Genomic DNA, 22,625 nt, shown 5'->3' with positions numbered 1-22,625 from the left:
TATGAAATACTAGAGACAGCAATGTGATGATCTAGCTTTTTTAAAAGGATAAATTCCTTATAACCGAACGAGAAATAGAAGTCTTGAGATTAATTAAATACTTGAAATTTAGAGGGAACAGGGAACAGAGAAAATATTTTGTAATAATATTAGAAATTTTGCTTCATTTATCATAGAAATTTAGGAGTTACGCATTGACAGAACTTATTAAATACGCATTATCAATTCTATCTCTTGTAGGGTGCGTCAGACCCGATAATTGAGCATCTAACAGACTTTTTCTATCTGACGCACCGCACTAATATGGGATGACAAAAGTGTGAAACTAGGCAATTTCGTTCATATCATCTGCATTTTGTACAGTGGGTAAGTCCTAATTTCTAATTATTGATTTCCAATAACCCAGTTGGTGGGGTAATTTCTACCCTGCGGTTTTCTAAATCAACGACAGGAACGATCGCCATCACGAAGGGTATTAAAACTTTTTTCTCGCTATTCTCTAATTTTACCTCTAATAAATCATGACCAGCAGGAATAATATCTACCAGTGTCCCCACGAGTTCACCGGATGTTTGCATATAGACTTGTAACCCCAGTAAATCTAAAACATGAAATTCACCCTCTTCTAATTCCAGACGATCGCTAATGGGAACGAACAACCGACTACCACGCAATCCTTCTGCTTGAGTGCGATCGCTTACTCCTGCTAATTGCACCACATATAGATTTTTATTCTCAATATACCGTCCATGCAATAATTCTATCGCTTGGGGTTCTGTCTCCCCTGGACGTAATAACCAGCGTGTTCCCGGTACTTCAAAGCGTTCAGGAAAATCCGAGTCAGGATAAACCCGCACTTCTCCAGCTAAACCTTGTGCAGCAACAATCTTGCCAATTTCTAACCAATCATCCAAATCAAGAGTTGGAATTAGGGGTTTGGGATTAATCAATTTCTCACTCTTTTTATTCGTCTTCTTTGTCTCTTTACGGTTCATACAATCACAGATGCCGCTTGATAAACTTGTTCTGTCACCTTCGCTAAACGCTGCATCCCCGTCACTATTTCCTCATCGCTACCAGTCAAACTAATCCGTAAACATTCTTGTTTGTGTTTCCATTCTTCCTTTAAACCAGGGAAGAAACTACTTCCAGGAACAAGTATTACACCAACTTTTTTCAGTTCTTGATAAAATTCCCAATCAGTAATCGGTAAGTCTTGCAACCACAACCACGCAAAAATTGCCCCTTCTCCACGATGGAGAAACCACGGTAAATTTTTGGGCATGGCTGATTCTAAAGTTTCTTTCAATACATCGAACTTTTGCTGATAAAATGGGCGAATCACTTTTTCAGAGATATCTGCTAAAGCACCAGAATTAATTGCCCGTGCAGCGATCGCTTGTCCATACCGTGAAGAATGGATACCCACATTTGTTTGAAAAGATTCCAACACCTGAATAAACTTTTCATCCCCAATGGCAATCCCAATTCTTTCTCCTGGTAATCCAGCCTTAGATAAACTGGTACAATGGAGGATATTTTCCCCAAATATCAGCGACATTTCTGTAAAATTCAAGGCTGGGAAAGGGGGAGCATAGGCTGAATCTACCAACACAGGTACATCATAAGGTGCAGCTAAAGCGGCAATTTTCCTCACTTCTTCATCACTTAATACATTCCCTGTGGGGTTGCAAGGACGGGAAAAAATCACGCAACCTGTATTTTCTGTAATTGAAAGTTGACTAAAATCAGGACGATATTTGAATCTGTGGGCTGGTGCATCTATATCCAAAGAAGGTTTGTAAGCAACTAAAGCCTCTGGAACTAAGCTGACACCACCGTAACCAGTATAATCGGGACTCAACGGCAGAACTATCTGCTTTAAATCACCGTTGCTGGTGTAACCACCGAAAGCATTAGCAGCGTAAAAGTACAGCGTTTGACTCCCTGGGGTGATTAAAATATTGCGATCGCTCAAATTTAATCCGTAGCGGTGATTAAAATCCTTGACAACCGCCTCAATTAATGGTGCATAACCTTGACTAGAACCATAACGACAAACCACCTCACCATACTCAGAACTGGCGAGTAAATCGGCTGTGCAATCCCGCCATAATTGTTCTACCTCTGGTAAAATCAACGGATTGCCGGCACTTAAATTATTTAATTCCTGCCCTGCACTGGCTTTGAGAGTTTCATTAATATCCTTCATAATCGCTCTCACGCCAGTTAAGTTGGACATTTGAGCGCCAATTTTAGTAAGGGCAGGTTTCATAGCTTGTTGACAAAATAGATAAGTTCTTTAACCAGTTATGTTAAACCAGAAAAGGCGATTTTAACAAAAACTGGCAAGTTGGGGAAAATAGCTTTGATTATTTGGGGATTTATAGCAGGAGTCAGGAGTAAAATCCTGTTGTCAAAGGAGTTTCATGAATGGTTTACGCTAACCTGCGCTAACAATTGATGTCCTAACCACCTTGACGGTTGTTATATAGTTCCAAATCTAGCTAATGTGAACTACTATACCATAATTTCCACAATAAAGCCCCCACTTGTGAGGCGGGGGGGTTTCTCTTGTGATAGTACAAATATACTATATAGAGGAAGATTTTAACAAGCGATCGCTCGAAAACTTCTTGCAAAAGTCGTGATTTTCAAATTTTTCTTTGCGCCTCTGCGCCTCTGCGTGAGCTTTTCAAGAATATTTTGGCGACACCAAAGTATTTATGCAAGAAGTCTATAAAAAAACACAAAAAATATTAATTCCTGTAATTACTTACTGATATACACTCATAATCAGTGAACTTACAGGAGAAGCTTGATTTTGGAAGTTAAAGCAGCAGTAGCTTACAGTGCTGGTAAGCCATTAGTAATTGAAACCGTACAACTGGAAGGTCCACAACCAGGGGAAGTATTAGTTGAAATTAAAGCCAGTGGAGTTTGTCATACCGACGCTTATACCCTTTCTGGTGTTGATCCTGAAGGGTTGTTTCCAGTGATTTTAGGACATGAAGGTGCTGGTGTGGTGGTGGAAGTGGGGGCTGGTGTTAAAAGCGTCAAACCAGGAGATCACGTAATTCCTTTATACACCCCCGAATGTCGGCAATGTGAATATTGTTTAAGCTTTAAAACTAACCTTTGTCAAGCAATTCGTGTCACCCAAGGACGGGGTATAATGCCCAATGGAACAAGTCGTTTCAGTATTGGTGGAGAAACAATTCATCACTACATGGGGACATCGACATTTGCTAATTATACGGTATTACCAGAAATCTCTGTTGCCAAAATTCGGGAAGATGCGCCTTTTGATAAAGTTTGTTATATCGGTTGTGGTGTAACAACTGGTATTGGTGCAGTCGTCTATACCGCAAAAGTAGAACCAGGAGCGAATATTGTAGTTTTTGGTTTGGGTGGGATTGGGTTAAATGTGATCCAAGGGGCGCGGATGGTGGGAGCGAATATGATTATTGGTGTAGATATTAATCCCCAAAAACGCGCCTTAGCAGAAAAATTTGGCATGACGCATTTTGTTAATCCCCAAGAGATTGAAGGTGATTTAGTTCCGTATTTAGTAGATTTAACTAAAGGTGGTGCTGATTATAGTTTTGAATGTATTGGCAATGTCAAAGTTATGCGTCAAGCCTTAGAATGTTGTCATAAAGGTTGGGGTGTAAGTGTAATTATTGGTGTTGCGGCTGCGGGACAAGAAATAAGTACCCGTCCTTTTCAATTAGTCACTGGAAGAGTGTGGAAAGGTTCAGCTTTTGGTGGTGCGAGGGGAAGGACAGATGTACCAAAAATTGTGGATTGGTATATGGATGGAAAAATTAATATTGATGATTTAATTACTCATACTATGCCGATAGAAAAGATTAATGATGCCTTCGATTTAATGCACCGAGGGGAGTCTATTCGCAGTGTGGTGACGTTTTAGGAGGCAGGGGGCAGGGGGCAGGAGGCAGGGGGCAGAAATTATTATTCATCTCCATAGGAAAATCGTTCATCTCCACAGGGAAATCGTTCAGTTCCCAATCCCCAATCCCCTAGTTATTCACGCCATAAAGCGATACCACCCAATAAACCAGTAATATTGGGGATGAGTTTGACATTTAGGGGGAGATTGAGATTTACCCGTACAGCTTCACCACCACCAATGTAAAGCCAATCGTAATTAAATAATCGTTGCAAAGTAGCGATCGCTCTTTCTAAACGTCGATTCCAGCGTTTTTCGCCGATTTTTTCCAAAGTTTCACGACATAACTGTTCTTCGTAGCTTTCCCCTTTGCGAAACTGATGGTGTCCCATTTCCATATTTGGCACTAATTTACCATCCGTAAACAAAGCCGAACCAAAACCAGTTCCCAAGGTAATCACCAATTCTACACCTTGACCAGATATTGCACCTAATCCTTGCATATCCGCATCATTAATTACCCGCACAGGTTTTTTTAACTGACCAGAAAGGGCTGTTGCTAAATCAAACCCAATCCAATTAGAATCAAGGTTGGCGGCAGTTTCAGTCACTCCACAGCGCACCACACCAGGAAAACCTACTGACACCCGATCAAATTGTCCTTGGGTGGCTGCTAATATGGTAATGGCATTAATCACTACTTCCGGGATGGCAGGTTGGGGAGTCTCTAACCGCACCCGTTCTGTTAAAGGTTTTCCTGTGACATCCAAAACTATAGCCTTAACACCGCTACCACCAATATCCACCGATAGAGTACGAATTGATCCATTATCTTCTACCATTGGGGTTTTTCCCTTTTTGCTGCTTCTTTTGATATTATTAGCCGCTAAATTACAGTTAATACCAGATTTTTCGAGAGTCTTCACAACTTGATCAATCCATCCCACCAGACTCATCTAAATTTGCTACTGTAAGAATATTGCCACAGCATATTTAAAATATATATCCCAGAAAAAATCATGACGGCCTTTGATCCTAAAAGCCTTCGTTCTTATAGCCAAGAAGATGTGCAGCAAATTCTTCAATTAGCGATCGCACGTCAAGCAGACAATACCGACAAGGAATTTTCCTATCAGGAGATATTGGAAATTGCAGCAGAGTTAAAAATATCACCAGAATCGTTAAAAGTAGCAGAAAGTGACTGGATATCCAAACAAAGTGAAGCACAGCAACGCCTAGCTTTCAACCTTTATCGTCAAGGAAAATTTAAAAAACGTCTCGGTAATTATGCAATTATCAATACTTTTTTCATCCTGGCCGATTTGATTGGTGGTGGTGGAATTTCTTGGGCATTGTATATTTTACTATTTAGTGGTTTAGCCATTGGTTTAGATATTTGGAATACCTTACAAATTAAGGGTGAAGAATACGAAATCGCCTTTCAAAAATGGAATCGTAAACATCAAATCAAACAAACCATTAACACAGTTTTAAATAAATGGTTTAAAGGTTTGCAGCTTTAATTTAGGAATTACGCAAAAAACCTCTCAAACTCTTATTTCTCTGTGTCCTCTGCGTCCTCTGCGGTTAGATATTCCATGACTCGTACACAAGCCCTATAATTGATACTCTACACCCAATTTAAACGAATTAACGATCTGCTCAAATAACACAATGATTCTTAGCCAATCTCAACCATATCTAACACCAGAAGCATATTTAGAGTCAGAAAAAACCAGCCAAATTAAACATGAATATATTCAAGGACAAATTTATGCAATGGCTGGTGCGAGTGATGCCCATGTCACAATTACGGCTAACTTAGTTGCCATATTAAGGAATCATATCCGGGGATCTGGATGTCGTCTTTATGTCGCCGATATGAAAGCGAGAATTGAATCTTTGAATATCTATTATTATCCTGATTTAATGGTGACTTGTGATCCTAGAGATGCAAATTTTGATTATTTTAAACGTTATCCCTGTTTAATTATTGAAGTGCTTTCACCTTCTACAGAAGCAATAGACAGAGGTGATAAATTTAGTGATTATCAAGAATTAGAAAGTTTACAAGAATACGTTTTAGTTAGTCAAACCCGTCAGCGTGTAGATTGTTTTCGACGCAATGATCAAGCAAGATGGGAACTTTATAGCTATCGGGGTAATCAAGATTTACAATTAAGCAGTATTAATTTTTCTTGCACCTTGGCTGATGTTTATGAAGATGTTTCTTTTTCAATCAATGAAGTACAAGTAAAATGATTAAAACATCTTAGTCATTGCGACACAAAAGACTTCTTGCAAAAGTCGTGATTTTCAAATTTTTCTCTGCGCCTCTGCGCCTCTGCGTGAGCTTTTCAAGAATATTCTTGGCTACACCAAAGTATTTATGCAAGATGTCCCCTGATTCCTGCTATAAACAGAAGTATCTACCACCCATCCATAACCCATGAGTTACTACATTGCTCCCAGCTTTCTCGACAAACTTGCAGTACATATCACCAAAAACTTTTTAAACATTCCCGGTATTCGAGTTCCCCTAATTTTAGGTATTCATGGACGCAAAGGAGAAGGGAAAACTTTTCAGTGTGAATTAGTCTTCGAGAAAATGGGAATTGAAGTAACTTTAATTTCCGGTGGAGAATTAGAAAGTCCAGACGCAGGAGATCCAGCGCGGTTAATCCGTCTGCGTTATCGGGAAACAGCAGAATTAATCAAAGTCCGTGGCAAAATGTGCGTCTTAATGATTAATGATTTAGATGCAGGTGCGGGACGTTTTGACGAAGGTACTCAATATACCGTAAATACCCAGTTGGTAAACGCCACACTGATGAACATAGCCGACAATCCCACCGATGTACAGTTACCAGGGAGTTATGATTCCAACCCAATTTGTCGTGTACCGATAATTGTTACAGGTAATGATTTTTCCACCTTGTACGCACCATTGATTCGAGATGGAAGGATGGATAAATTTTATTGGCAACCCAACCGTGATGATAAAGTGGGGATTGTGGGGGGAATTTTTGAACCAGATGGACTTTCACCAAGGGAAATAGAAGAGTTAGTTGATACATTTATCAACCAATCCATTGACTTTTTTAGTGCATTGCGATCGCGCATTTACGACGAACAAATCCGCGAATTTGTCCATCAAATTGGATTTGAAAAGATTTCCCAACGGGTAGTAAACAGTTTAGAAGGTTCACCAGTCTTTAAAAAACCAAATTTTAGCCTATCCCATTTAATCGAAGCTGGTAAATTGATGGTAGGTGAACAAAAACGAGTAGAAACATCCCAATTAGTTGATGAATACAATCGACTAAATCGCGGGAGGAATTACCAACCCGTAGCACAAGAACAACAAATATCAGTTACTCAAACCCCAACTAATAAACAAGTACAACCTAATACCCATCTAACCCTAGAAACCCAAGAACAAATCCGACAAATTCTATCTCAAGGCTACACAATCGGGATAGAACACGTTGATGAACGTCGCTTCCGTACAGGTTCTTGGCAAAGCTGCATAAACACCCACATAGATGCTCATTCTGACGCTATATCAACAATGGAATCTTGTTTAGCAGAATATAGTGGTGAATACGTGCGTTTAGTAGGGATTGATCCCAAAGCCAAACGTCGAGTCATAGAAACAATAATTCAGCGTCCCAATAATAAAATGAATTGACAGAATCTATTACAGCAGTTTTCCATTAAACCCACCACAAAAATAATCTGTAATTTATCCTTCATCCGCGTTAATTTGCGTTAATCTGTGTTTAATTCCTTGTAGGGTGCGTCAGACCCGATAATTTAGTACACAACAGATTTTCTCTATCTGACGCACCGGACTAATATATGATTCCAAAAGCTTGAAACTAGGCAATTTATTCAAATACAAACACGAACTTAGGCACGTTGATAAATTCTTTGCCAGATTGTAAAACCTAAAAGCAAAACAATACTGGTAGCGGATACTATTATCACTTCCCAAGTCATACCTTGTATTTTCATTGCCAACAAATTACAAACCAAAGTAATCGACCACAAAGTAAAAGCCGCGTGACGCTGAGAAAGACCCCAAGCCAACAAGCGATGGTGTAGATGGTCTTTACCAGGGGTACTCAGAGGGTTTTTTCCAGCCATGAGTCGGCGCACAAATACTTGAGTAGTATCTAAAACAGGCAACAGTAAAAACAAAACCACAGGAACAAGTCCATAAATTGTATTTTCTTGGAGTTTACCTAAAATACTGGTAGCTGCTAAAACATAACCAAAAAAGTATGCCCCAGCATCGCCCATAATAATACGTGAAGGATGGAAATTGTGGCGTAAAAAGCCCAGTGCTGAACCACCTAAAGCTGCTAAAACCAACGTTGCTGCGGCTCTATGGTCAAATTGGGCAGAAACCCCCAACAAACTCATCGCCGTAATAAAGCTGATTCCTCCCGCCAAACCATCCATACCATCCATCAAATTGATAGCATTAGTAATACCTACTACCCACAGCACAGTTAACGCTATTGATAGTAGTGAGTCAATGGGCGTACCAAAGATCACTTGAATACTAATACCATTAGCAACCAGCAACAAAGCTGTAATAATTTGCGTCCATAAACGGACAGAAGGCGGTAAACTAAATTGATCATCAATAAAGCCGACTAAGACTAAGATCGAACCTCCTAATAAAATTGTCAACACTTGAGCCAAGACGCTTTGGATTTCGATAGGTCTAAGCAGGGTAGCTAATACTAAAGCCGCAATTACGCCGGCGTAGATAGCTAAACCACCAGCATTGGGTAGAGGTTCTCGGTTAAGTCGCCTAGCATTTGGTTGATCTGCCCAACCAACCCGTAAAGCAAATTTGCGTAAAGTTGGCATTAAACGCCAAGTTACAGAGCAAGCTAAAAGAAAAGTGAAAACTACAGCTAACCAGCCGGTGCCGCTAGGGTCAGCAATACCCAGGGATTTAAGGGAGTTTTCTAGATTCATCTCCCACTTCCACCATTACTGCCAGGATTGAAAATAAGCATCAAATGTATATTAATCAATTTTTTTGATTTTGATTAAGATTTTCGATAGATTGGGTACTTAGCACTCTGGACTTGAGAGTGCTAAATTGTGTAAAGGAAGCGTTAGAGAAATAAAACATGACAAAAATTATTGCATTTGACGAGGAATCTCGGCGGGCTTTAGAGAGAGGGATTAACACCCTGGCCGATGCGGTGAAAATCACCTTGGGGCCAAAAGGTCGTAATGTCCTGTTAGAGAAAAAATTTGGTATGCCCCAAATTGTCAACGATGGTATCACTGTTGCCAAGGAAATTGAATTAGAAGATCCCCTAGAAAATACTGGGGCTAGATTAATTCAAGAGGTGGCATCCAAAACTAAAGATGTCGCTGGAGATGGAACCACGACTGCCACAGTTTTAGCACAAGCTTTAATTAAAGAAGGATTAAAAAATGTCGCTGCTGGCACAAATCCTATTGCTTTGAAGCGGGGCATTGATAAAACTGTTGAGGCGTTAGTGGCGGAGATTGCTAAAATTGCTAAACCAGTAGAGGGTAGTGCAATTTCCCAAGTAGCTACTGTTTCCGCTGGGAATGACGAAGAAGTTGGTAAAATGATTGCTGAAGCAATGGCAAAAGTTACCAAAGATGGGGTAATCACCGTTGAAGAATCTAAATCTCTGACCACTGAATTGGAAGTGGTAGAAGGGATGCAGGTTGATCGGGGTTATATTTCTCCCTACTTCATCACCAACAACGATCGCATGACGGTGGAATTTGAAAACGCCCGGATTCTCGTCACCGATAAAAAAATCAGTTCCATTCAGGATTTAGTGCCTATTTTGGAAAAAGTTGCCCGTTCAGGTCAAGCTTTGCTGATAATTGCCGAAGATGTAGAAGGTGATGCCCTAGCAACTTTAGTAGTTAACAAAGCCCGTGGTGTGCTAAATGTTGCCGCTATCAAAGCCCCTGGATTTGGCGATCGCCGCAAAGCTTTACTAGAAGATATTGCCATTATCACTGATGGGCAATTAATTTCTGAAGAACTCGGACTCAGTTTAGATACTGCCACTTTGGAAATGTTGGGAACAGCCCAAAAAATTAACATTGACAAAGAAAACACAACTATTGTTGCCGGTAGTACAACCAAGCCAGAAGTACAAATACGGATTGCCCAAATTCGCAAGCAGTTAGAAGCAACTGATTCTGAATACGATCAGGAAAAACTGCAAGAACGGATTGCTAAATTAGCTGGTGGTGTGGCAGTAATTAAAGTTGGTGCAGCCACAGAAACCGAACTCAAAGACCGTAAACTGCGGATTGAAGACGCACTTAACGCGACTAAAGCGGCTGTTGACGAAGGTATCGTTCCTGGTGGTGGTACAGTCCTGATCCATCTATCTTCTCAAATAGACGCATTTAAAAAGAATCTTGACCCAGAAGAACAAATTGGGGCTGATATCCTGCAAAGAGCCTTAGAAGCACCTTTACGGCAAATCGCAGACAACGCTGGTGTTGAAGGTTCTGTTGTGGTTGCCAGAGTCAAGGAAACTGATTTAAATATCGGCTATAACGCTGCCACTGACGTATTTGAAGACCTAATTGCCGCAGGTATTATCGATCCTGCCAAAGTTGTGCGTTCAGCTTTACAAAACGCCGCTTCTATTGCGGGGATGGTTTTGACCACTGAAGCCATTATCGCTGAGAAGCCTGAGAAAGCTGTTCCTATGCCTCCTGATGGTGGTATGGGCGGCATGGGCGGTATGGGTGGTATGGGCGGCATGGGTGGCATGGGCGGCATGGGCGGTATGGGCGGCATGGGTATGTTCTAATTTCCCCTACCCCATGAATCACTTTTAAACCGATGTAGAGACGTTCCATGGAACGTCTCTACATTATTGATTTTCCTATTCTCTATTTCTACCGGGAAGGGGTTTGTTGAATTAATTTATCCAACTCTTGCTGCATCTGGCTCTTAACTAATTCATAACATTGGTTCACATAAGCGCGATCGCTGGCTGCTTCTTTTCCATAACGGTCAAACACAATCGGGGGACAAACTCTTGTGTAGATTGGCACTGGCAAGGGTATATTAGGCAGGGGTCCAATGGCTAAACCCCAAGGTAGTCCCAGATAAACGGGAAAAACTAGGGGATCAACCCCAAACAGCCAAGGCATCCCCCATTTATGGAGTTGTTGGGCAATTTTGTATAAATCAGCTAGGACAATTAAAGTATCATGAGATCCCCAGGAAATGGCCGGAACTATTGGCACATTTGCCCGTAATGCCAGTTTAATAAACCCCCGGCGTTCAGCAAAGTATATTTGGTTACGCATGGCATGGGGTCGAAACACATCTTCAGCGCCACCGGGATAAACTAAAACACTAGCACCAGATTGAAAAGCTGCGTAAGCCATTTTAGGATGAGCCATCACAGCCCCAGCTTTCATCGCCATTTCCGCTATTGGGGGGAAAATTTCCCAAACTTTGGGGTGCATTAAACCATAAATTGGTCTTTCTGCACCAAAGCGACGCACCCAGTCGTACACCATCATTGATGTATCGGGAGAAGCGAGTCCCCCATTATGAGAACCGACACAGAGAATTTTACCATCAGGGATATTTTCCCAGCCGCTAGTTTGGACTCGAAAATAGTATTGGTATAAAAAGCCCAATACAGGCATTAGAGATTCGAGGAACTTGGGATCTCGCTCTGCCAAAGACCACCCTGGTTTTGTGTTTTGGAGATGTTGGATTTTTAACATCGAGGCATTCTATCAGGATTGACAAGGATGAAACAATCCGTTTTTGTGCGGTTTGAAAACATACCTATTATAATTTTGCAATCTTTTTGTCTAATAAGTAGTCGGACAAAATTAAATTATTTAATCAGGGAGTAGATTCAGATATTATTTCTGATAACAATATGGTTACACTAGGCAAGCGATCGCCAAATTGAATAATACTGCTACAATATGTATCATAAAACCAAGCCCCTTTATAGTAACTCAAGTTGCTAGTTATTAATTTTTTGGATATTTTGTCGTCTGTAGTAGTGTGTAGGGTGCGTCAGACAGAACAATTTAGGCTAAAATCGCTAATTTTAACTTTCTGACGCACCTTATTTGATCTAACTAGCAACTTACGTTAGTTATTAATTTTTTGGATATTTTGTCGTCTGTAGGGTGCGTCAGACAGAGTAATTTAGGCGAAAATCACTAATTTTAGGAATTTCTTGGTAATTAAAATTGCTGATTAAATATGTTGAATATAATTAAAGCCCCCAGGTTATTTTACCGTAGGAGCTAAAATTTATGTGTTCCCCGCAACGCCGTTTTACCTAAGTTTATGACCTGGTTTAACCAGGGGGGAACTGATCTTCCTTGTTTAAAGTTTCCGGGTACACGCCCGGTTTACTGCCACAAGAACTTGTTAGTTCCCTTTTTCTTAAAGACATAGATCAAAAAACTTGGGGGCAGTCACCAACGTCGTAGTGGAACTAAAACTAATTATAGCTTTGAAAAATGGGTTGTGTATTGAAAATCAAAATTTTCCTAGAAATCTTAGCTGTGGGTATACCAGATAGACTCAATGGTCTGAATCAGAGTGTTTACTGCGTCTTGGTTTGGCTGTTCTAGCAAGACGGTAATATGTCCTAACTTTCTCCCTATACGAGATTCTGATTTACCGTACCAGTGAAGATGAGAGTGGGGTATTTCTCCTAGTTGTTGACGCTGGTTTTGGTAGTCGCTGTGAGAATTTTGGTATCCCAACAGGTTGACCATGACTGCACCAGAACAATGTAAGATAGGGTTAACTAACGGTAAACCACAAACGGCTCTAAGGTGTTGCTCAAATTGGGAAACTTCACAAGCGTCTAGGGAGAAGTGTCCAGAGTTGTGGGTGCGGGGTGCAATTTCGTTAACTAAAATTTTACCGTTGCCTGTGAGAAATAGTTCAATGCCAAATATCCCCACAGCTTGTAGACTATTTAATAGTGTATGAGCGATCGCTCTAATTTCTGCTTCTTGTTCTGCTGTAATTTCCGCCGGTGCAATGACTCTCCTACATACCTGTTGTTCTTGTTGGGTTTCTACAACCGGATAGGTGAGGATTTCCCCATTGACAGATCGCGCTGCAATGATGGCTAATTCTTTGGTAAAGGGGATAAATTCTTCTACTAAAAACGCCGTCTGACTTTGATTTACAATTTTTAATAAAGTTGCTAAATCTTGAATTACATAAGTTCCCTGACCATCATAACCATGTCTTCTGGCTTTGAGAACCACAGGAAAACCCAAATATTCTATTTTTGATCTATCTTCTGGTTGTTCTAAAGCAAAAAATTTGGGAACAGGTAATCCTAAATTTTGTAAATAACAACGTTGATGATATTTATCTAAAAGCGGGGCTAAAGCTGCTAATCTGGGACGAAAACACACACCCTGATTTTCTAGCAGGGATAAAGCATCAAGATCAACAAATTCATTTTCAAAGGTGATGATATCGCATTTTTGAGCTAAAATTCCCGTAGCCACAGCATCATCAACGGCTGCAAATACGGTTTCCTGGGCAATAGACACAGCCGGATCATCTTTGTGAGGAGTTTGGATGATTAGTTCTACTCCTAGCTTTTTTGCTGCATCACCCATCATCCAAGCAAGTTGTCCACCGCCAATTATACCTACACGCTTCATCGACATCCCAAAGAATCACGAGTTTGAACACCTGTTTGGGAATTTACACCCTTGGCTTTTTCACATAGCTCTTTCACTTGCGCTCTATCCAAAATTGCATCTGTGAAATCTGCACCTTCGATATTAACATCTTTGAAGATGGAACGGAGTAAAAGGGCTTCTAAAAAAACGGCATCGGTTAAATCTGCCCCATCCAATTTTACCTGATCAACCATGGCATTGGTTAAATCTGCTCCATGTAAATTGGCTTTAGTCATCACTGAAGCACTTAATACTGCTCCCCGCAAATCAGCACCAGTAAAGTTAGCCAGTTCTAGATTAGCGTTAGAAAACTCTGCCGCTTGTAAACTTTGTCCCGAAAAGTCATGTCTTCCTAACTCTGCATTGCTAAATGATAGGGGATGAGTCCAGTCTGCTAGGGCAGGATTGGCCATGCACCAGACAATTATAGCTAAAAATAACCCTAACCCCTGCCGCCAAAACATCATACACTAACCAATTTTGTGTTAATTCTCCTTATTCTAGAACTTTTTTAGCTTAAACAAACTGCTTGAAGAAAATATTTATAGCAGGAGTCAGACCCTGTTGTGAAAACTTACGCAAAATATTTCTCAAAACCTCATTTCTCTGTGAACTCTGTGCCTCTGTGGTTTGTTCTTCAGTGACTTGTGCGCTGCGGAAGCCTCGCAATGAAGAAAATCGTGGGTAAGTTTTATATATCCTTCTTCATGACTCCTGATAACATAATAACGGTTGGATATTTTTTTAAAACTTGATATATTCAAGCTGATTCTTTAACCTAAGATAAATTTATGAAAATACTGGTACTCAATGCTGGTTCTAGTAGCCAAAAGAGTTGTTTGTATGAAATTACCAATGACACTCTACCCATGAAAGCACCCCAACCTATTTGGCAAGGGGAAGTTAACTGGACTGAGGATCGGGATTCAGGAGCAATAAAAGTTAAAACTGCTACAGGTGAAACCTTAGAAGAAATCATTTCTGGGTATTCCCGACAGGCCAACGTCATTTATATGCTGGATGCCCTTACCCATGGTGCAACCAAAGTAATTGATTATTTATCAGAAATAGACGTGGTAGGACATCGGGTGGTGCATGGTGGTCAAGATTACCAAAAACCTGTAATAATTACTCAGGAAGTCAAAGAGGCGATCGCTCTCTTGTCTAACCTTGCTCCATCCCATAATCCACTAGCTTTGGCCGGCATAGAAACCATCGAACAAACTTTAGGAGATGTTACCCAAGTAGCAGTTTTTGATACTGGATTTCATCGCACCATACCTGATTCCGCAGCTATCTATCCCGTCCCTTACGAATGGGTAAAAAAAGGTATCCGTCGTTATGGTTTTCATGGCATTAGTCATCAATACTGTTCTACCCGTGCAGCCCAAATTCTCGGTCGAGATTTATCATCCCTACGTTTAATTACCTGTCACTTGGGTAATGGTTGTTCTTTAGCGGCAATTAAACATGGTCGGAGTGTTGATACAACCATGGGATTTACCCCTCTAGAGGGCTTGATGATGGGTAGTCGTAGTGGGTCTATTGATCCGGGAATTTTGATTTATTTATTGCGTCAATCTGATTATACTCCTGAACAGTTAGACCATATTTTAAATCAAGCTTCAGGATTACGGGGAGTTTCTGGTGTATCAAGCGATTTACGGGAGATCATCAAAGCCATTGATCAAGGTAATCAACGCGCTCAACTGGCCTGGGATATGTACGTGCATCGTTTACAGACTGGTATCGGTGCAATGCTGGGTAATTTGGGGGGATTAGACGCATTAGTTTTTACAGCAGGAGTGGGTGAAAAATCGGCGGCAATCCGTCAAGCTGCTTGTGAATCTTGGGAATTTTTGGGATTAAAAATTGATCCTGAAAAAAATCATCAGTCAGCGATTGACGTGGATATTGCTACAGAAGATTCAACAATTCGGGTATTAGTAATTGGCACTCAGGAAGATTGGGCGATCGCACAACAATGTTGGCAAATTCTTAATAGTCTATAATTTACAGTAATAAGATTAAATCTCAATTTTGTGGAGTATAATAATTATGCTTTTCTCACGCCAGTCCCTGGTTACACCTTTGGTATTTTGTTTTTGCATTTTAGTAGTTAGTTTAATTCAAAAACCACGATTAAAAGAACTACTAATTAGCCAGCAAGATATCCCTTTAGAAACCCTAGAAAAAAATATCAAAGCCGAGAATCTGCGTCTTGATTTACTCAAAAAAATGCCTACCTTTGGTTTTGATAACTTTGTTGCTAGTTGGGAATATCTCAATTTTTTGCAATATTTTGGTGATAACGAAGCTAGGGATAAAACGAGTTATAGCCTTAGTCCAGAATATTTTGAAGTTATCCTCAAACATGATCCGCGATTTTTAGCAGCGTACTTAGGTCTTTCTACTAGCACCTCTTTATATGCAGGAATGCCAGAAAGGTCTATTACATTAATGGATAATGGATTAAAGTCCTTAACTCCCTTTGTCCCCAAAAATTCGTATTATGTATGGCGTTATAAAGGAACTGATGAATTATTGTTTTTAGGTGATACTAAAGCAGCCAAAGAATCCTTTACCCAAGCAGCAAATTGGGCAAATAATTATCCAGACGAAGAAAGTAAATTTGCAGCCTTAGTTTCACAAAGAACCGCCGAGTTTCTAGAAAGAAATCCTGACAGTAAATTTGCCCGAATCTCAACTTGGTCAATGGTTCTAGGAAATAAAATTGATGAAAAAACCCGTAAAAGAGCAATTAGAGAAATTGAAATGTTAGGAGGACAAGTAATAGTTAATCCTGACGGTTCTCAAAGAATTGTATTTCCTCAAAAAGATTAATCACAAATTTTACAATTACAGTTTTAGAACTTACGCATTTCTCTGTGAACTCTGTGCCTCTGTGGTTCGTATAATCCATTTAATCCGTGATATGTATTGGTATAATGGCAAATTAATAAAATCCCAAACCTTAGAATTAGACATTTATGAACCAGGCTTACTCTATGGTGCAACAATTTTTACAACCCTGCGAATTTATAATAATTCCCTTGATAGCAATTTAACCAACTGGCAAGCCCATAGCGATCGCCTCCAGCATAGTATCCAAACCTTTAATTGGCAACAACCAGATTGGAACAGTGTTTATCAAGGTGCAAAAACCCTCTCAACCCACTTCCCTGTCCTCAGAATTACCATTTTCCCCGACGGTAGAGAATGGATTATTGGCAGATTTTTACCAGAAAATTTAGCAGAAATACAAAAACATGGTATAATAGCTGCCTTAACAAAACCAGAATTAGCCCGTTCCCTCCCCAGTCATAAAACCGGAAATTATCTCAGTCCTTGGTTAGCTAAAAACAGCGTCAAAACTCAGAAAGCCGAAGAAGCCATATTAGTAGATACAGCCGGAAATTGGCTAGAAACCAGCACAGGCAACCTTTGGGGGTACAAGGATGGCCACTGGTGGACACCACCCCTAGATACAGGAATTTTACCCGGAATAGGGCGATCGCAACTGATAAAACAACTACAAAACGTGATCCAAGAACCTTGGACTCCAGAAATAGCCCAAGAATTTGAAGCGATCGCTTACACTAATAGTGTGATGGAAATTATTCCTATCCACACCGTCCAGCAACCCACAGGTTTGCTAAAATATAATCCCTACCATCCTAGTTTTTTCCAACTAAGACGGTTTTTTCTAACATAAAAAAGAGTATATAATAAACTAAAAGCTATGAAATACTGGACTAAATCATGGTTAACCAACTTTTAATCAATGATATTGATAATTGTGATGTACCAGATATCAACCTGCTAGTCACCGAAGATGATACACCCGTGGATAATCTCGCATCTGAAAAACAACAACGTCTTTTAGTCGGTTCTCTTTACAGTTCTTTAAAAAATCAGATTTTTTTGGCAGCAGCTAATGTTGGTATTTATCATATTTATGGTGAATCTGCCATTGTTCCTGATATTTTTGTTAGTTTTGATGTTCAAGTTCCTGAAAATTGGTGGGAAAAACAAAATCGTTGTTACCTAGTTTGGAAATTTGGTAAATCACCGGAAGTTGTAATTGAAATTGTCTCCAATCGAAAGGGTGAAGAATTAGGAGAAAAACTAAAAACTTATGAACAAATGAAGGTATTTTACTATATTGTCTATGACCCAAATCAACAATTAGGAGAACAGGTTTTAAGAATTTACACTCTCAAGGCTAGAGGTTATGTAGAAACTAAAAACAATTGGTTAGATGATATTGGTTTGGGTGTAACGTTGTGGACAGGAGAATTTGAAGGTAGACATGATTCTTGGTTACGTTGGTGTAATAAAGATGGTAATGTTTTACCTACTGGTGATGAACGCGCTCTATTACTAGCGGAAAAATTAAAGGCTTTGGGTGTAGACCCCGATAGTATTTAAAGTATTCAACTGAGAAGAAGTTTACTTTATAATCTTTTGTTTAAATAACAAACAATATATTGACAGTATTCACTATATTTACCCTCTGCGTCCTTGCTATTAAATTCATTTAATTTCTTAGCGATAGCTTCTTTTGTCCAAGTTTTGTTAGCAAATTTTCGCTTTAAGGCATCAATTACGGCATTTAAAGCCGTTGTCCGATTATCTTTGAGAGTTTCAAGGTTAAGATTTAAAATTTCATTGAGTTCATAATTTATAGTTTCATCATCAGACAATATTTTTCCTGTTGAACTATATTTAATGTAAATTTCACAGCTTTTAGAATCCGCAGGATTAATAGTAATTTCTTCATCACCTTTCCTGGGATTGCAATGCTGATTAGTTTTTCGATTCCCTCGATTACCTGAACAAGAAGCCAATAAATTTTTATAATCTATTTGTAGTTCTGGATACTTGTTAATAGACATTGGTTTCCAATGTTCAATTTCCATGTTTTCTTCAGATATTCGTCGCATACAATAACAGCAAATATATCCTTGTTCAATTAATAATGCTTTTTTTAAGGGTTCTTTTGGACTATAATTTTCATAGCTTGCTTGATCTGTTTGGCGATGTTTTAGAAGACATAGAGGTTCTGTTCCTTTGATAATCTGTTTCATTCCACCCTGCTTAAAAAATCAATAATTGTACGACCTCTGACTAACTCTGGATCATTATTTCCTAATAATTCAGATAGTTTTTTTAGTTCTAATTTAGCACCATCTAAATTGTCATTATCTATCATATCAAAGCACCTGTCTAGTCTTTCTTGCATTTTTACAGGTCTTTTTTCTACACCCATAACTTCAGAAAGAATTGAGTTACTATCTCTTCCAAAAGTGTGGGGTGTGATTTCTACAATTTTTGAGTCTTCTAAAATAAATACATTTTCTTTATTAACTCCACTCAAAACTTGAGGAGAATGAGTTGTAACGATAAATTGACAGTTTGGAAATGTTCTTCTAAAACTTGGAATTACAATTCTTTGCCATTGAGGATGTAAATGTAAATCTATTTCATCAATTAAGATTATTCCTGTTCCTTCTTCTAGCAATTCTAAAGGGTTAGTAATACTAGGATTTAATATTGCTAATCGTCGTGCAATGTCAACTACTATCATTAGTAAGGTTTTTTCACCATCAGAAAGTTGATCTAGTTTAAAGTCTTTTCCATTCTTTTTAATCACTAATGAAGGTTTATTTAACCGGCGAATACCACCTTCTCGATTAGAACTAATACGAATTATGCGTAAATCCGAAAACCTGGTATTAGGAAATCCTTCTAAAAATGTTTCTAATGCTTTTCTGATAATTTCTAAATTAGTATTCCTAAAGTTACTATTTTCTCTTAATCTAACTTCGTTTTCATATTCTTCTTCTTGTTTAAACCAATATGAAAAATCGCTAAAATCATTTATGCTGTCATTAAAAGTTTCTTTATAACCATCAAGTCGAGTATTTGTATACATACTTTGTCTTTCTTCTTCACTCATATCTTTTACGGCTGAAGATTTGATGAATATTCGGTTTGTTTTATAAAAAACTATAATTGGTAAACTAAAATCATTTTGTATGAAATTATCATCAACGAATGGATTAATTCTATCATCATCAATTTTATTCATTCTTAAATATATTTCTAAAGCATAATCATCAATATCTCTTTTGACATTGGTTTGTCTTAATTTTCGCTCTCTATCTATACCAATATTCCAGGCAAGCAATTTACCTGTATCAGTTTTAACAGTAGTAGTTATAAAAGCTCTATTGGAATTGATATTAATATCGTCATTTTTTAAATGAAATTCATGACCTGTTCTTAATTTAGATACAAATTCATTTAAAAGTATAGCAATACTGTCTAAAACAGATGATTTACCTGAACCATTGTCTCCGATAAATACAGCCAAATCAGGAGGAACTTTCAATTTAAGTTCTTGGAAACCACGAAAGTTTTGTAAATGTAATTCTTCAATACGCATATAGCATTTTCTAGTCTAATGAAGTACAAACTTATCTGCGTTTATCTGCGTCCATCTGCGTTTAATTATTACTGCTTATACCTCACTTGAATGGAAATTGCTATATTTATTTTAAGCTCCTAACCAGTCAAAAAGGGGGGGAACTATAGCATTTTACCCGGAATAGAGCGATTCCTGCGGAGCGCTTGCGCGATCGCCTCCGCCCTCCCAACCACAAATAACCAGAAATAGCCCAAGAATTTGAAGCGATCGCTTACACTAATAGTGTGGCGGAAATTATTCCCATCCACACCGTCCAGCAACCCACAGGTTCGCTACAATATAATCCCTACCATCCTAGTTTTTCTCAACTGAGGCGGTTTTTTCTACCATGACAACAAGTTAATTTTGGTATATCTTAAAATAAGTTAACATAATTCTCATAATACCACCTCTCATAGTTTGAAATCCACGTGGTGGGTTTTATCTGTGTAGTTGCGGTTTTTAACCGCCGACTAACCCCTGTCCAAGAGAGACAGTATACAAACGCACAAAAGATCCAGGAGGATTGACCTCAGTGAATAAAAGATGGAGAAATACAGGGCTTTACGCGCTGTTGTTTATTGTTGTCATTGCACTAGGGACAGCATTTTTTGACAAACAACCTCAAACCAGAGAAACCTGGAGATATAGTGAATTTATTCAAGAAGTTGAAAAAGGTGGAGTTGAAAGAGTTAGTTTGAGTGCAGACCGGTCTACAGCACTGGTAACACCCAAATACGACCCCAACAAAAAGATCGTCACCCTAGTCAACGACCCAGACTTAATCAATACTTTGACAGCTAAAGGAGTAGATATTGCTGTATTACCTCAAACCGACGAAGGATTTTGGTTTAAGGCACTCAGCAGCTTATTTTTCCCTGTATTGCTTCTAGTTGGTTTATTTTTCTTGTTACGTCGCGCTCAAAGTGGACCCGGTAGCCAAGCCATGAACTTTGGCAAATCTAAAGCCAGAGTGCAAATGGAACCCCAAACCCAAGTAACCTTTGGTGATGTTGCGGGTATTGACCAAGCCAAATTGGAATTAAACGAAGTTGTAGACTTTCTTAAAAACGCCGATCGCTTTACCGCCGTTGGTGCAAAAATTCCTAAAGGTGTACTATTAGTTGGACCTCCTGGAACAGGTAAAACCCTCCTCGCTCGTGCAGTAGCTGGAGAAGCCGGCGTACCCTTCTTTTCTATCTCCGGTTCTGAATTTGTAGAAATGTTCGTTGGTGTGGGTGCTTCCCGTGTCCGCGACCTATTTGAACAAGCTAAAACCAACGCCCCCTGTATCGTCTTTATTGATGAAATTGACGCAGTAGGTCGTCAACGGGGTGCTGGTTTAGGTGGTGGTAACGACGAACGGGAACAAACCCTCAACCAGTTACTCACCGAAATGGATGGTTTTGAAGGTAACACAGGCATCATTATTATTGCCGCTACCAACCGTCCAGACGTACTAGACGCGGCTTTATTGCGTCCCGGTCGTTTTGACCGTCAAGTAGTGGTAGACCGTCCCGACTACGCCGGTAGAAGCGAAATTCTCAAAGTTCACGCACGGGGTAAAACCTTATCGAAAGATGTGGATTTGGATAAAATCGCTCGTCGTACCCCTGGTTTCACCGGTGCAGATTTATCTAACTTGCTAAACGAAGCCGCAATTTTAGCAGCACGTCGGAATTTAACTGAAATTTCAATGGATGAAATCAACGACGCTATTGACCGGGTGTTAGCAGGTCCAGAGAAGAAAGACAGGGTAATGAGCGAAAAGCGCAAAACCTTGGTAGCCTATCACGAAGCTGGTCACGCTTTAGTTGGTGCTTTAATGCCTGACTATGATCCTGTACAGAAGATTAGCATTATTCCCCGTGGTCGTGCAGGTGGTTTGACTTGGTTCACCCCCAGCGAAGACCGTATGGACACCGGTTTATATAGCCGTGCTTATCTAGAAAATCAGATGGCCGTGGCTTTAGGTGGTCGTTTAGCTGAAGAGATTATCTTTGGTGAAGAAGAAGTTACCACAGGTGCTTCCAACGATTTACAACAAGTCGCACGGGTAGCTAGACAAATGATAACTCGCTTTGGCATGAGCGATCGCTTGGGTCCAGTTGCTTTGGGTCGTCAACAAGGCAATATGTTCCTCGGTCGGGATATCATGTCTGAACGTGACTTCTCAGAAGAAACCGCCGCAGCCATTGATGAAGAAGTCCGTAAATTAGTCGATGCCGCTTATATTCGTGCAAAAGAAGTATTGGTCAACAACCGTCAAGTTTTAGATCAAATCGCTCAAATGTTAGTGGAAAAAGAAACCGTAGACGCTGATGAATTGCAAGAAATTCTCGGCAATAATGATGTGAAAACTGCCGCTTTTGCATAGTAGTTAATCACTTTTTAAGATTGGGGTATTTCTGAATTTTCTAGAAGTACCTCAATTTTTTTATTTTATCTAGGACTTACGCACTGTACAAAATGTAGATGATATGTAGGGTTTGCTAAATAAACCAAAAA

The 22,625-nt window shown here is 39.5% G+C and carries 19 protein-coding genes, 1 other RNA gene and 1 pseudogene; 11 read left to right on the top strand and 10 right to left on the bottom strand.

Annotation, left to right across the window (positions count from 1 at the left end; all coding sequences use genetic code 11):
• Positions 1-380: 380 nt before the first annotated feature.
• Together rimM and VB711_RS20890 are read right to left on the bottom strand one after the other, a co-directional pair.
• Complete coding sequence (rimM, locus tag VB711_RS20895; protein WP_323288211.1) at positions 381-995, bottom strand: ribosome maturation factor RimM; 615 nt, start codon at positions 993-995, stop codon at positions 381-383.
• Positions 992-2,275: a valine--pyruvate transaminase gene (locus VB711_RS20890; RefSeq protein WP_323288210.1), complete on the bottom strand. Its 1,284-nt coding sequence runs from the start codon at positions 2,273-2,275 to the stop codon at positions 992-994. The genes rimM and VB711_RS20890 overlap by 4 nt, the downstream gene beginning before the upstream one ends.
• A gap of 549 nt (positions 2,276-2,824) precedes the next feature.
• Here VB711_RS20890 and VB711_RS20885 point away from each other — a divergent pair.
• Positions 2,825-3,934, top strand: coding sequence for an S-(hydroxymethyl)glutathione dehydrogenase/class III alcohol dehydrogenase (locus tag VB711_RS20885; RefSeq protein ID WP_323288209.1), 1,110 nt, complete (start codon positions 2,825-2,827; stop codon positions 3,932-3,934).
• Between the two features lie 113 nt (positions 3,935-4,047).
• Here the strand turns inward: VB711_RS20885 and VB711_RS20880 are convergent, their stop codons facing one another.
• Positions 4,048-4,755 (bottom strand): ROK family protein, encoded by a 708-nt coding sequence (locus tag VB711_RS20880; protein ID WP_323288225.1) that lies wholly within the window; start codon positions 4,753-4,755, stop codon positions 4,048-4,050.
• A 177-nt stretch (positions 4,756-4,932) separates the two neighbouring features.
• On the opposite strand from VB711_RS20880, the gene VB711_RS20875 reads away from it, so the two are divergent.
• The 3 genes from VB711_RS20875 to VB711_RS20865 all read left to right on the top strand — a co-directional run bounded on the left by VB711_RS20875 (position 4,933) and on the right by VB711_RS20865 (position 7,604).
• A complete protein-coding gene (locus VB711_RS20875) occupies positions 4,933-5,436 on the top strand; it encodes a 2TM domain-containing protein (protein WP_323288207.1) in 504 nt (167 codons plus the stop codon).
• A 151-nt stretch (positions 5,437-5,587) separates the two neighbouring features.
• Positions 5,588-6,175, top strand: a complete 588-nt coding sequence (locus tag VB711_RS20870; protein WP_323288206.1) for a Uma2 family endonuclease — start codon at positions 5,588-5,590, stop codon at positions 6,173-6,175.
• 187 nt (positions 6,176-6,362) lie between these two features.
• The gene (locus VB711_RS20865; RefSeq protein WP_323288205.1) at positions 6,363-7,604 is read left to right on the top strand and encodes a ribulose bisphosphate carboxylase small subunit; all 1,242 of its coding nucleotides are present in this window, start codon (positions 6,363-6,365) and stop codon (positions 7,602-7,604) included.
• 221 nt (positions 7,605-7,825) lie between these two features.
• Here VB711_RS20865 and VB711_RS20860 read toward each other — a convergent pair whose 3' ends face one another.
• Positions 7,826-8,908 carry an MraY family glycosyltransferase gene (locus tag VB711_RS20860; RefSeq protein WP_323288204.1) on the bottom strand — a complete coding sequence of 361 codons (1,083 nt, stop codon included), beginning with the start codon at positions 8,906-8,908 and terminating at the stop codon, positions 7,826-7,828.
• Between the two features lie 158 nt (positions 8,909-9,066).
• Between VB711_RS20860 and groL the strand changes: the two genes are divergently transcribed.
• The gene (gene groL / locus VB711_RS20855; protein ID WP_323288203.1) at positions 9,067-10,758 is read left to right on the top strand and encodes a chaperonin GroEL; all 1,692 of its coding nucleotides are present in this window, start codon (positions 9,067-9,069) and stop codon (positions 10,756-10,758) included.
• 88 nt (positions 10,759-10,846) lie between these two features.
• Here groL and VB711_RS20850 read toward each other — a convergent pair whose 3' ends face one another.
• The 4 genes from VB711_RS20850 to VB711_RS20835 form a co-directional block, all read right to left on the bottom strand.
• Entirely contained in the window at positions 10,847-11,692 is an 846-nt protein-coding gene (locus VB711_RS20850; RefSeq protein ID WP_323288201.1) for a lysophospholipid acyltransferase family protein, read from the bottom strand.
• A gap of 551 nt (positions 11,693-12,243) precedes the next feature.
• A non-coding RNA gene (gene ssrS, locus VB711_RS20845) (6S RNA) lies at positions 12,244-12,427 on the bottom strand.
• A gap of 63 nt (positions 12,428-12,490) precedes the next feature.
• Positions 12,491-13,624 (bottom strand): 5-(carboxyamino)imidazole ribonucleotide synthase, encoded by a 1,134-nt coding sequence (locus VB711_RS20840; protein WP_323288224.1) that lies wholly within the window; start codon positions 13,622-13,624, stop codon positions 12,491-12,493.
• Complete coding sequence (locus tag VB711_RS20835) at positions 13,621-14,109, bottom strand: pentapeptide repeat-containing protein (protein ID WP_323288223.1); 489 nt, start codon at positions 14,107-14,109, stop codon at positions 13,621-13,623. The genes VB711_RS20840 and VB711_RS20835 overlap by 4 nt, the downstream gene beginning before the upstream one ends.
• A gap of 327 nt (positions 14,110-14,436) precedes the next feature.
• On the opposite strand from VB711_RS20835, the gene VB711_RS20830 reads away from it, so the two are divergent.
• From VB711_RS20830 to VB711_RS20815, 4 genes are all read left to right on the top strand, one after another.
• Positions 14,437-15,657 (top strand): acetate kinase, encoded by a 1,221-nt coding sequence (locus tag VB711_RS20830; RefSeq protein ID WP_323288200.1) that lies wholly within the window; start codon positions 14,437-14,439, stop codon positions 15,655-15,657.
• Between the two features lie 46 nt (positions 15,658-15,703).
• Complete coding sequence (locus VB711_RS20825; RefSeq protein WP_323288199.1) at positions 15,704-16,489, top strand: hypothetical protein; 786 nt, start codon at positions 15,704-15,706, stop codon at positions 16,487-16,489.
• A 91-nt stretch (positions 16,490-16,580) separates the two neighbouring features.
• Positions 16,581-17,360, top strand: coding sequence for an aminotransferase class IV (locus VB711_RS20820; RefSeq protein WP_323288222.1), 780 nt, complete (start codon positions 16,581-16,583; stop codon positions 17,358-17,360).
• Between the two features lie 47 nt (positions 17,361-17,407).
• Positions 17,408-18,076, top strand: coding sequence for a Uma2 family endonuclease (locus tag VB711_RS20815; protein WP_323288198.1), 669 nt, complete (start codon positions 17,408-17,410; stop codon positions 18,074-18,076).
• Between the two features lie 26 nt (positions 18,077-18,102).
• Here the strand turns inward: VB711_RS20815 and VB711_RS20810 are convergent, their stop codons facing one another.
• Positions 18,103-18,735 carry a retron system putative HNH endonuclease gene (locus VB711_RS20810; RefSeq protein WP_323288197.1) on the bottom strand — a complete coding sequence of 211 codons (633 nt, stop codon included), beginning with the start codon at positions 18,733-18,735 and terminating at the stop codon, positions 18,103-18,105.
• Entirely contained in the window at positions 18,732-20,096 is a 1,365-nt protein-coding gene (locus tag VB711_RS20805) for an AAA family ATPase (RefSeq protein ID WP_323288196.1), read from the bottom strand. Before VB711_RS20805 ends, VB711_RS20810 begins: the two co-directional genes overlap by 4 nt.
• Positions 20,097-20,335: 239 nt before the next feature.
• Here VB711_RS20805 and VB711_RS20800 point away from each other — a divergent pair.
• A pseudogene (locus VB711_RS20800) lies at positions 20,336-20,470 on the top strand (4-amino-4-deoxychorismate lyase); the annotation flags it as partial.
• Between the two features lie 182 nt (positions 20,471-20,652).
• A complete protein-coding gene (ftsH3, locus tag VB711_RS20795; RefSeq protein ID WP_323288195.1) occupies positions 20,653-22,494 on the top strand; it encodes an ATP-dependent zinc metalloprotease FtsH3 in 1,842 nt (613 codons plus the stop codon).
• Positions 22,495-22,625: the final 131 nt, after the last annotated feature.

This window comes from Cronbergia sp. UHCC 0137 (assembly GCF_034932285.1).
Lineage (GTDB): Bacteria > Cyanobacteriota > Cyanobacteriia > Cyanobacteriales > Nostocaceae > Cronbergia.
The sequence above is the reverse complement of the archived record's forward strand: the minus strand, read 5'-3'. Positions and strand labels throughout refer to the sequence as shown.

Bases quoted from the DNA above. Each gene is read 5' to 3' on its own strand.
- rimM (WP_323288211.1), bottom strand. From the start codon at position 995: ATGAACCGTAAAGAGACAAAGAAGACGAATAAAAAGAGTGAGAAATTG.
- VB711_RS20890 (WP_323288210.1), bottom strand. From the start codon at position 2,275: ATGAAACCTGCCCTTACTAAAATTGGCGCTCAAATGTCCAACTTAACT.
- VB711_RS20880 (WP_323288225.1), bottom strand. From the start codon at position 4,755: ATGGTAGAAGATAATGGATCAATTCGTACTCTATCGGTGGATATTGGT.
- VB711_RS20875 (WP_323288207.1), top strand. From the start codon at position 4,933: ATGACGGCCTTTGATCCTAAAAGCCTTCGTTCTTATAGCCAAGAAGAT.
- VB711_RS20870 (WP_323288206.1), top strand. From the start codon at position 5,588: ATGATTCTTAGCCAATCTCAACCATATCTAACACCAGAAGCATATTTA.
- VB711_RS20865 (WP_323288205.1), top strand. From the start codon at position 6,363: ATGAGTTACTACATTGCTCCCAGCTTTCTCGACAAACTTGCAGTACAT.
- VB711_RS20860 (WP_323288204.1), bottom strand. From the start codon at position 8,908: ATGAATCTAGAAAACTCCCTTAAATCCCTGGGTATTGCTGACCCTAGC.
- groL (WP_323288203.1), top strand. From the start codon at position 9,067: ATGACAAAAATTATTGCATTTGACGAGGAATCTCGGCGGGCTTTAGAG.
- VB711_RS20850 (WP_323288201.1), bottom strand. From the start codon at position 11,692: ATGTTAAAAATCCAACATCTCCAAAACACAAAACCAGGGTGGTCTTTG.
- VB711_RS20840 (WP_323288224.1), bottom strand. From the start codon at position 13,624: ATGAAGCGTGTAGGTATAATTGGCGGTGGACAACTTGCTTGGATGATG.
- VB711_RS20835 (WP_323288223.1), bottom strand. From the start codon at position 14,109: ATGTTTTGGCGGCAGGGGTTAGGGTTATTTTTAGCTATAATTGTCTGG.
- VB711_RS20830 (WP_323288200.1), top strand. From the start codon at position 14,437: ATGAAAATACTGGTACTCAATGCTGGTTCTAGTAGCCAAAAGAGTTGT.
- VB711_RS20825 (WP_323288199.1), top strand. From the start codon at position 15,704: ATGCTTTTCTCACGCCAGTCCCTGGTTACACCTTTGGTATTTTGTTTT.
- VB711_RS20820 (WP_323288222.1), top strand. From the start codon at position 16,581: ATGTATTGGTATAATGGCAAATTAATAAAATCCCAAACCTTAGAATTA.
- VB711_RS20815 (WP_323288198.1), top strand. From the start codon at position 17,408: ATGGTTAACCAACTTTTAATCAATGATATTGATAATTGTGATGTACCA.
- VB711_RS20810 (WP_323288197.1), bottom strand. From the start codon at position 18,735: ATGAAACAGATTATCAAAGGAACAGAACCTCTATGTCTTCTAAAACAT.
- VB711_RS20805 (WP_323288196.1), bottom strand. From the start codon at position 20,096: ATGCGTATTGAAGAATTACATTTACAAAACTTTCGTGGTTTCCAAGAA.